Source organism: Terrisporobacter sp., from assembly GCF_017888745.1.
Lineage (GTDB): Bacteria > Bacillota > Clostridia > Peptostreptococcales > Peptostreptococcaceae > Terrisporobacter.
Genome location: NZ_JAGHFM010000296.1, coordinates 1 through 9604 on the forward strand (window position 1 = coordinate 1; position 9604 = coordinate 9604).

The following is a 9604-nucleotide window of genomic DNA, read 5'->3' on the forward strand; positions in this document are numbered from 1 at the left end:
ATCATCAACAATAACTGTATTTATCTTAACTTTAAGTCCTAGTTCTAAGCATTTATCTATAGAAGATAATACATTTGATAATTTATCGAATTTAGTAAGTTTCTTAAATCTATCTTTTTTCAAAGAATCTAAACTTATATTCACTCCTGTTAATCCATTATTCTTAAGATTCTCTATTTTGTCATGTAATAAAACACCATTTGTTGTTATGTATATTTCTTCTATTCCATCTATATTGTTTAATTCATATATTAAGTTTTCTATATTTTTTCTGACTAAAGGCTCTCCACCTGTAATACGAATTTTTTTTATACCTAAATCAGCACACTGAGTTGCAATTTTTATTATCTCATCATTAGTCAAAATATCCTTATGACATGTGCTTAGTATATTATTTTCATCTATACAATATATACATTTTAAATTACAATCTTCTGTTACAGAAATCCTAAGATAGTCTATTTTTCTCCCAAATTTGTCTATCATAATGTTAGTGGTTACTTACTAAAAATTAAATTCCCCACTTTTACCTCCTGTTTTCTTTAGTAAAAATGTATTTTCAATGACCATTCTTTTATCCATTGCTTTACACATATCGTAAATTGTTAAAGCAGTTATAGTAGCTGCTGTTAGTGCTTCCATTTCTACACCTGTTTTGCCTACAAGTTTTACTGTGGCTAATATTTTTATCTTACTTTCAACTTCATCTATTTCATAATCTATATTACACTTTGTTATCATTAATGGATGACACATTGGTATTAAGTCAGATGTTTTTTTCGCTGCCATTATACCAGCTACTCTAGCCACACCTAATACATCACCTTTTCCCACTTCACCATTTTTTATACAATCTAATGTTTCTTTGCTTAGAGAAATAGTAGAACAAGCAGTTGCTATTCTTTCATTTTCTTTTTTTTCAGATACATCTACCATTACGGCATTACCATTTTTATCAAAATGTGTTAACTTATCCATGATTAGTTCCTCCTATTTACCAAATGAACAATGAGGGAAAGAACATATTTCACAATTTAAGCACATTCCTCCATTACCATACATTGCAATATCTTCTAATGATAATTTTTCATCAGCTAAAACCCTTGGTAGTACTAAATCAAATATAGTTCTCTTAGAATACATAGCACAGCTTGGAACTCCCAAAATTGGTGTGTTTTTATAGTATGCTAATAAAAACATGGCTCCAGGTAATACTGGTGCACCGTAAGTTACAATTTCTCCATTGCAATCTTTTATAGCTGATGGTGTAACATCATCAGGATCTACACTCATACCACCAGTGCAAATTATCATATCTACTTTATCTTCCTCTATGGATTTTAATACATTTTCAGTAATCATTTCCTTATTGTCTGGAAGAATTACTTGTCTAACTATTTCACTACCATAGTACTCTAGTTTTTCTTTCATAACTGGTAAAAAAGCATCTTTTATTCTTCCTTTATATACTTCATTACCAGTAGTTATAAGTACAGCTTTTTTAGGCTTAATTTCTTTCACACTTATAATTTTTTCATTTATTATTTTTTCAGCTTCTAAAATCTTTTTCTCGTCTATTATTAATGGAATAACTCTTGTTGCTCCTATTTTTTCCCCTACTTTAACTGGAGTATTATTATGCATAGTAGCTACTATTATTTCTCCTAATAAATTAAGTTTTAAAAGTTCATCTTTATTTATTTTTAATACTCCTTGTCTAGCAGCAAAGAAGTCTATTTTTCCTTCTTTTATTTCTTCTGATATGGAGCATCCTTCACCAAGTACCAAGTCTTTTATTCTTATAGCTGCATCATTTTCATGAAGCTCACCTTCTTTTTGTTCCCAAACATATATATGTTCCTTACCTATATCTAAAAGTTTTGGTATATCCTCTTCTTTTATTACATGACCTTTTTTAAATAATCTTCCCTTAAATTCTCCTGGAACTATTTTAGTAACGTCATGAGATAAAATGCAACCTACAGCATCTTCAATTCTTATTTGTTTCATATACTAATCTCCCTAAATTCTCTCTTTGTTCAAATTATGATAAATAGTTATAAGAAATATTGATATACTAAGTATAACAAATAATATAATTATAGAACTTTCACTTTGACTTGCTTCTATTGCATTATACATTGCCATTGGTAGTGTCTGTGTTTTTCCAGGTATATTTCCAGCCACCAAAATAGTTGCTCCAAATTCACCTAGAGACCTAGCAAAAGATAATAATAATCCACTATAAATACCTTTTTTACATAGTGGTAATATTATTTTATTAAATATTTGAAAATCATTTGCTCCATCTAATTTACCGGCATTAATTATATCTTCTTCTATTGAAAAAATAGATGTTTTTATACTTTGGTACATAAGCGGCAATGTAACTATGACAGATGCTATAATAGAAGCATATATTGTGAAAATTATTCTTACATTAAAATATTTTTCTAAAATCACACCTATAAAACTATTTTTCCCTAACATTACTAATATGATATATCCTATGGCTGATGGAGGTATAAACATAGGTAAAAGTATTAACATATCTATAATATTTTTCTTTTTATTTTTTTTATAATTATTAAAATATACAAGTAATATAGCTATGATAAAAGTAATTATTACAGATATTACAGAGACTTTTATAGATGTAATAGCAGAATCAATTATCGTATTATTCATTTATTAAAAATCCGTATTCTTTTAATATTTCCTTTGAGCTTTTAGAATTAATAAACTCAATTATTTTTTTACCATCTTCATTACCATTTATAGGTGCTAATGTATAATTTATTTTTTCATGTGTGTCTTCTGGAATTTCTAATACAACCTCACTTTTTTTCAAATCTAAAGTATCACTTTTATAAACTATTCCCAAATCAACTTCTGATGTTTCCACATAATTTTTAACGGCTGATACATCTTTTCCATACACTAAATCTTTTTCTATTTTATTGAAAATACCTAGTTTTTCTAGAGACTCCTTTGCATATTGACCTGCTGGAACAGTATCAATTTGACCTATAGCCATAGTTACATCATATTTTAATATATCTTCTAAACTTTTAATATCATATTCACACTTTTCACTTTTAATTAGTACTAGTGAATTACTTATTGGGACTGTTACATCTTCTTCTTTAACCATATTTTCATCTACTAATTCATTCATAAACTTTTCATTAGCTGAGAAGAAAACATATGCATCTGCTCCATTTGCAATTTGATTTTTTAAAGTTCCAGAGCCACCATAATTTACATTAACCGTTACATTATTTTCTTTTTCATATTCTTCGATTATTTTATTGATTGGATCTGAAAGGCTTGTAGCCACACTTATTGTTAATTCCTTTTGTGATGATTTATCACACCCAGTAAGTGTAAAAATACAAAGTATAATACTTAATAATTTTATTTTCTTGCGCATTCTTTTGCCTCCCCAAGTAATATTTCAATTCCATGTTTTACATCATCTAATACAAAGTCTAATGCTTCTTTACATGCCTTAGGACTTCCTGGTAAATTAATTATTAGAGTGTTTTTTCTAATTCCAGAAGTTGCTCTTGATAACATAGCTCTTTTTGTAATTTGTAAACTGTAAAATCTTATAGCTTCAACAATACCTAGAGCTTCTCTTTCTATTACAGATTTTGTTGCTTCTGGAGTTATGTCTCTCTTTGAAAATCCTGTTCCACCTGTTGTTAAAAGTAAATTTACTTCCAAGTTGTCACACATGTTTGTCATTTCTTTTTCTAGTAAGTCTTTTTCATCTGGTAAAATTACTTTTTTTACTACTTTAAATCCATTTTTGCTTACTATTTCTTCAACAACTTGTCCACTTTTATCTTCTCTTTCTCCTTGGTAGCCTTTATCGCTACTTGTTATAATTCCTACTGTAAACATTTTTATCCTCCAAATTGTTAATTTAAACAAATTTCCCTAATATATCCTAATATTCATCATATAACCATTATTATAACACATATATTCCAGGCTAATAAATATTTATTGTACGTATTTTTAATAAATTTATATATTATAATAACAAAAGGTATTAATCTATTAATTAATGACTGAGAATATCAAAAATAATGTGGTTTATTTCAACCTAATATGAAAAAAGTAGGTAGCCATATAGACTACCTACTTGAAATTATTTAATTTATACTATTTCATTCCATGACCTTTTCCTTTATCTACACCAGTTACCTGAATAGATTCTATATTTCCGTCAACAAACTTAACTTCAAACGCTTGGCCAAATCCTTTTACAAGTCTACCAACTTTTATATCTAATTCAAACATATCGAAATCCATATTTTTAAACATAGACATCATCTTAGGATCATGAACTTCATCGAACTTATTGAATATATCTTCACTTACTTCAGTAAGTATATTAGCTTCACAAGTAAATGATAATCTAGTTCTTGCAAATATTGTTCTTGATTCATTTTCATCTTCTATAATCATCACAGAACACTTATGGTTGTCTCTTAAATTATAGTAGTGCTCTGCCACCCTACTTAAGTAAACATAAATTTTTTCACCTATCATTACAAATGGTGCATAACTTATAGCTGGTTTTCCTTCACTATCTATTGAGCTTATTATTAAGCTTTTTTGTTTTTTTAATAAATTTTCCATAGTATACCTCGTTGTCCTATTATAATCTTATATTTAATATATTTTCTATCATCCATAAACATCCTCTAAATCCCATATATGGTGTTGATGGATATATATTTATTCTGTGTAAATTTGGATTGCTGACTTGTAAGTCAAATTTTGAATTATGCTTCATGTCTAATGTAACACCATCAGCTAGTAATAATAAAAGTTCTGCTTCTTTTAGATATTTCATTCTTGGTAATTCTTCAGAACTTACTATTATAGAATCATCTTCACAACTTGTTTTATATAATATTTGCTTTCTATCAATACTAATACCTAACTCTTCTAACAAGTCGCTCATACCAATTACTGTATCATAATCTCCAAATATTGCTGCATTTTTACATCCTTCATAGAAGTAAAATTTACGTTTAACTCCAAATATATGATTCTTAACACTTTGTATTTCTTTATTTAGATTTTCTTCATTTACATCCCATGAAGTTATATTTTTTACAGTATCTATAAATTTAATACTATTTTTTAATCCATACATATTTACATATACATATGGTATACCAAATTTCTTTTCCATAAATTTAGCTGCTTTTAGACCTTCTTTTCTTATAACAATATTTAAAGAGGCAAGTGATGCTCTTTCAATTTGTTCAACACTTGTATAAGCAGTAAAAGTTGTATTTACTTTTTTATCAAATATAACATCCATCATTCTCTCTAATTCATTAACATCTGATAAAAAATTGTATTTGTCTATATTTGAACCAATTATATTATATCTTTGATTTGACTCTTCAATGTTTAACTCTTCTCTAGATTTAACCATATTTTTTACAATCATCATAAGTGCATTTTCAACACCTCCATTGTAGTCATCCTTAAATCCTGCTGTAGTTATTGGTATAAGATTTGCACTAACTTTATCTTCTAACATTGTACACACACTACTAACATCTGCACCTATTACTGATGATACTGAAGATGCCATTACAAAAATATATTTTGGTTTCATATTTTCATCAACTTCTAATATAGATTTTTCTAATCTATCATATTTCCCAAAAGTAATATCACTTTGATCCATATGAGTTGAATATATCTTTGCTTTATCATCGCCGTTTAAACTTCCAACTACTTCTATACCGTAATGAGTAGTTCCTGCTGGACCAAATTCTATAATACAAGCACCTTCTATTGATGAAAGTGTCCATATCATACCCATTCTATCATTTGCTACTGGAAAATACTTATATACTGACATTCATCATTCCTCCCATCTTAGTATCTTTATCTAGTGAAAATAATTTAATTAGACTTTCCATCATACCAATCGGAAGCTCATAACCTATTTTTTGTGCATGATCATCTAATGTAATTTGCATAAGTCCCTTCTCTTTTAATAACATTGGGTTTTCATGACCTATATAAACATCTCCACCAATTGTTTCATATAATTCTCTAAGAGGAGCAATATTTGCAATTCTACTTATGTATGGATTGAACCCTTTTTTAGATATATTATCTTTATATATTAAGTCTTGCTCATATAACTCTCTAACTTGTATAAATACAGGTTCCATACCTAAATCACTTAAGAAATCAACAGTCTCAAATGCCATCATAGGAGTATTTCCATATATTAATTTTCTTTTATTAAGTAATCCACTACATTTTTTAAATAGTTCATCATATTTTTCTATTTCATCATTAAGCTCATCAAGCAAATTAATCTCTAAGATTTCAGATAGTTTTTCATAATTTTTAGTTATAGTTTCTTTATTCATATGCTTATCAAAATAAACATAATCTATGTCAAACTTTTTCTTCATAGATTTAGCTAAATCTAAGGCTATCATATCAGTTACTATATTTAATTTTGCTTTTGATGCATTTTTTATATCTTCTATATTACAGCTTGAAGGAATTACAGTATTTATATGTATGTTGTGCTTTTTAAGTAACTTTATAAGTTCTGTATTTTCCACATTTTTTTGTCTATGTCCAAGTATGTTTATTCCTTCCTTATCTTTAAACTTCTTCATAGCTGAACTTAGTACTGATAAAGAACGGCTCATTCCTGGTATATGTGCATTACATGTAAAATGATCTGTATTTACTACAAATATAGGTATATCAAGTTCATCTTCTAACATATAAGGAAGTGATGTATAATCTTCACCTATAATTTCTGGAACACAAGTTGAAACTACCATTATAGCATCAGGATTTTCAATTTCAACCACTTGCTTTATAGCATTTTTTACTTTTTTCTCAGCAGAAAATACTACATCATTTTCTTTTACAACTACCGAATACACACTATCATTACCTTTTTGTCTGTGATATGCAAAATTCTTAGTATAATATGTACACTCACTAGTTCCAACTACTATCAAAGGCATATTTTTTATATAAGAAGCTGTTAAAGCTACTCCAAATAAGGGGCAATGTGTCCCTGGAAAAATTGCATGAGATAATGATTTTATATCTTTATCTTCATTTATTTCATTAAGTCTATTTAAAACATCTAAAGTATACATACTTATTCCTCTCTATGTTAATTGCTTTATCTAGTTATTTTTAAATACTAAACCATATTAGCTACATTTTATAGTTTGTATAGGATGAATTCTTGGTCTATTACTTATTGGATCATTATCTATATCACATTCTACTCTATAAACCTTTTTAATAATTTCATGATTTATAGTATCTTTTGGCTTACCATCAGCGATGATTTTTCCATCCTTCATAATGACAACTCTATCACTATACTTACTAGCTTGATTTAAATCATGTAAAACCATAACAATAGTTATATTAAGCTTTTCATTGATTTCATTTATCAGCTCCATAAGTTCTAGCTGATGTGATATATCAAGATAAGTTGTAGGTTCGTCAAGCAGCAATATTTCTGGCTTTTGGCATAAAGCTTGTGCAAGATATGCTCTTTGTCTTTCCCCTCCTGATAAAGAACTTATTGGTGATTTTTTATACTTAGTAAGTCCTACATTCTCAATCGCCCAATCAACTAGTTCTTCATCATCTTTCATTTTAGATTCATACCATTTTTTATGAGGTATCCTCCCAAAATACACAAGCTCCTCAACACTAATATCATTAGGCGCACTATTGTGTTGAGATAATAAACATAATTTTTGTGAAATATATTTATTTTTTAAGCTAGTTATATTTTTATTTTCTATATATATATCACCACTTACAGGTTTTATCATTCTTGATAAAGTTTTAAGCAATGTACTTTTCCCACATCCATTTGGTCCTAGTATAGAAACTATTTGACCTTTTTTTATATCAATATTTAAATTTTCAATTATTATTTTTTCTTCATATCCAACCTTTAAATTATTAGCTTTTAACACTTTAATAGTCCCCTTTCTTTCTTAATAAATATAAGAAAAACGGTCCTCCTACTATAGACATAATTACACCTACAGGTATCTCTACAGCACCCCCAATAGTTCTTCCTAAAGTATCTGCTACTAAAAGAACTATTGCTCCAAATATAATACTAAATGGTATTGTATACTTGTGGTCACTTCCCATAAGCATCCTACCGATATGTGGCACAATAAGACCAACAAAACTTACAACTCCTACAACTGCTGTAGCAGTTGCTGCTAAAAATACTGCAACTGCAGATATTGCTAATCTAGTTAAATTAACATTAAATCCTAAATTTCTAGCTGCATCATCACCAAGTTGAAGTACATTGGCACTTCTAACTAAAAATAATGCTAATATTAAACCTACGATTGAGTAAACTATAAGCATATTTACATCTGCCCAAGTTTTTGTAGCTAAGCTACCATTTAACCAAAGCATTGCACTTTGAATTCTTTCACTATACATAGTTGATATATAAGTTATTATTCCTCCTAAAATTGTGTTAACAGCAACTCCAGAAAGAACGATTCTATTTGGCTGAAGTCCATTTTTCCATGCCATAATATAAACAATACTACAAGCTATTGCTCCACCAAAAAATGCAAATATAGGAAGAACACTTGTGTAGCTTGGAGATAATAAAAGTATGATTATTGCCATAACACTTGCTCCAGTTGATACTCCTGTAATCCCTGGATCTGCTAGAGAGTTTTTCATAACTGATTGTAACAGTAGCCCTGCTACTGCTAGATTTGCACCTACTAATGCTGCTAGAATATTTCTTGGTAATCTCATCTTATAAACTATCGTAGTTACCATTTTATTATCATCATTTATAAGTGCACTAAATATTTCTCCTATGCTTAAGTTAACACTACCTACCGTTGATAATAGTATTAAAAGTATAGCTAGGGTGATAACACCCATAGCTAATATTGTTGTTTTCTTATTTATTTTCATATTTACTCACCGTATAATACGTCTCCTAAAGTTTTTATAGCTTCAGTTATTTTTAAGTTTGCTGATACATTAAATACATTTGGATCTAAATCTATAACCTTATTATTTTTTACGGCATCTAATTCAGCATATGCTGGATTTTTATCAAAAGCAGTATCAAAGGCTTTTTTAGTTTCTTCTAAATTTCCATGTGCAAATCTTAATATATAATCAGGGTTTTGCTCTATTATTTGTTCTAAACTAAATTGCATATAAGCTGATTCAACTTTTCCATTTAAATTTGATGCTATGTTTTTAGCTCCTACAGTCTTAACTAAATCTCCTAAATAAGAATCTTCAGTTGCTAGCATAAAGTTTTCTCCGCCACCAAATAGTATAGCAACAGTTACATCTTTATCACCTTTTAACTTAGCTACTTCTTTTTCACTTTCCTTTAGAGTATTTATTAACTCATCAGCTTCTTTCTCTTTTCCTACTTCTTCACCTAATTGTTCTATACTAGTTAAAAAGTTTGAGTATGTAGTAGTATCAAAGAAGAACGTATTTAAATCATATTCTTTCATACTTTCTTCTACTTTTTCTTTAAACATATTGTCCA

The 9604-nt window shown here is 28.3% G+C and carries 12 protein-coding genes; all 12 read right to left on the reverse strand.

Annotation, left to right across the window (positions count from 1 at the left end; genetic code table 11):
• A partial coding sequence (locus J7G74_RS13500; RefSeq protein WP_297136289.1) for a radical SAM protein occupies positions 1 to 486 on the reverse strand: 486 nt, incomplete at its 3' end.
• Positions 487 to 504: 18 nt separating this feature from the next.
• A complete protein-coding gene (gene moaC, locus J7G74_RS13505) occupies positions 505 to 978 on the reverse strand; it encodes a cyclic pyranopterin monophosphate synthase MoaC (RefSeq protein WP_297136290.1) in 474 nt (157 codons plus the stop codon).
• 12 nt (positions 979 to 990) lie between these two features.
• Positions 991 to 2010: a molybdopterin-binding protein gene (locus tag J7G74_RS13510; protein ID WP_297136291.1), complete on the reverse strand. Its 1020-nt coding sequence runs from the start codon at positions 2008 to 2010 to the stop codon at positions 991 to 993.
• A 12-nt stretch (positions 2011 to 2022) separates the two neighbouring features.
• A complete protein-coding gene (gene modB, locus J7G74_RS13515; protein WP_297136293.1) occupies positions 2023 to 2688 on the reverse strand; it encodes a molybdate ABC transporter permease subunit in 666 nt (221 codons plus the stop codon).
• On the reverse strand, positions 2681 to 3433 hold the full coding sequence (gene modA, locus J7G74_RS13520; protein WP_297136295.1) for a molybdate ABC transporter substrate-binding protein: 753 nt from the start codon (positions 3431 to 3433) through the stop codon (positions 2681 to 2683). Before modA ends, modB begins: the two co-directional genes overlap by 8 nt.
• Positions 3418 to 3909 carry a MogA/MoaB family molybdenum cofactor biosynthesis protein gene (locus tag J7G74_RS13525; RefSeq protein WP_297136296.1) on the reverse strand — a complete coding sequence of 164 codons (492 nt, stop codon included), beginning with the start codon at positions 3907 to 3909 and terminating at the stop codon, positions 3418 to 3420. Before J7G74_RS13525 ends, modA begins: the two co-directional genes overlap by 16 nt.
• A 264-nt stretch (positions 3910 to 4173) precedes the next feature.
• Positions 4174 to 4653 (reverse strand): HugZ family pyridoxamine 5'-phosphate oxidase, encoded by a 480-nt coding sequence (locus J7G74_RS13530; protein ID WP_297136298.1) that lies wholly within the window; start codon positions 4651 to 4653, stop codon positions 4174 to 4176.
• Positions 4654 to 4672: 19 nt separating this feature from the next.
• Entirely contained in the window at positions 4673 to 5899 is a 1227-nt protein-coding gene (locus tag J7G74_RS13535) for a nitrogenase component 1 (protein WP_297136300.1), read from the reverse strand.
• Positions 5886 to 7178: a nitrogenase component 1 gene (locus J7G74_RS13540; RefSeq protein ID WP_297136302.1), complete on the reverse strand. Its 1293-nt coding sequence runs from the start codon at positions 7176 to 7178 to the stop codon at positions 5886 to 5888. Before J7G74_RS13540 ends, J7G74_RS13535 begins: the two co-directional genes overlap by 14 nt.
• 57 nt (positions 7179 to 7235) lie before the next feature.
• Complete coding sequence (locus J7G74_RS13545; protein WP_297136304.1) at positions 7236 to 8021, reverse strand: ABC transporter ATP-binding protein; 786 nt, start codon at positions 8019 to 8021, stop codon at positions 7236 to 7238.
• Position 8022: 1 nt separating this feature from the next.
• Positions 8023 to 9006 carry a FecCD family ABC transporter permease gene (locus J7G74_RS13550; protein ID WP_297136306.1) on the reverse strand — a complete coding sequence of 328 codons (984 nt, stop codon included), beginning with the start codon at positions 9004 to 9006 and terminating at the stop codon, positions 8023 to 8025.
• 2 nt (positions 9007 to 9008) lie between these two features.
• Positions 9009 to 9604 (reverse strand): ABC transporter substrate-binding protein (locus J7G74_RS13555; RefSeq protein WP_297136308.1); only part of this gene is annotated, 596 nt, incomplete at its 5' end.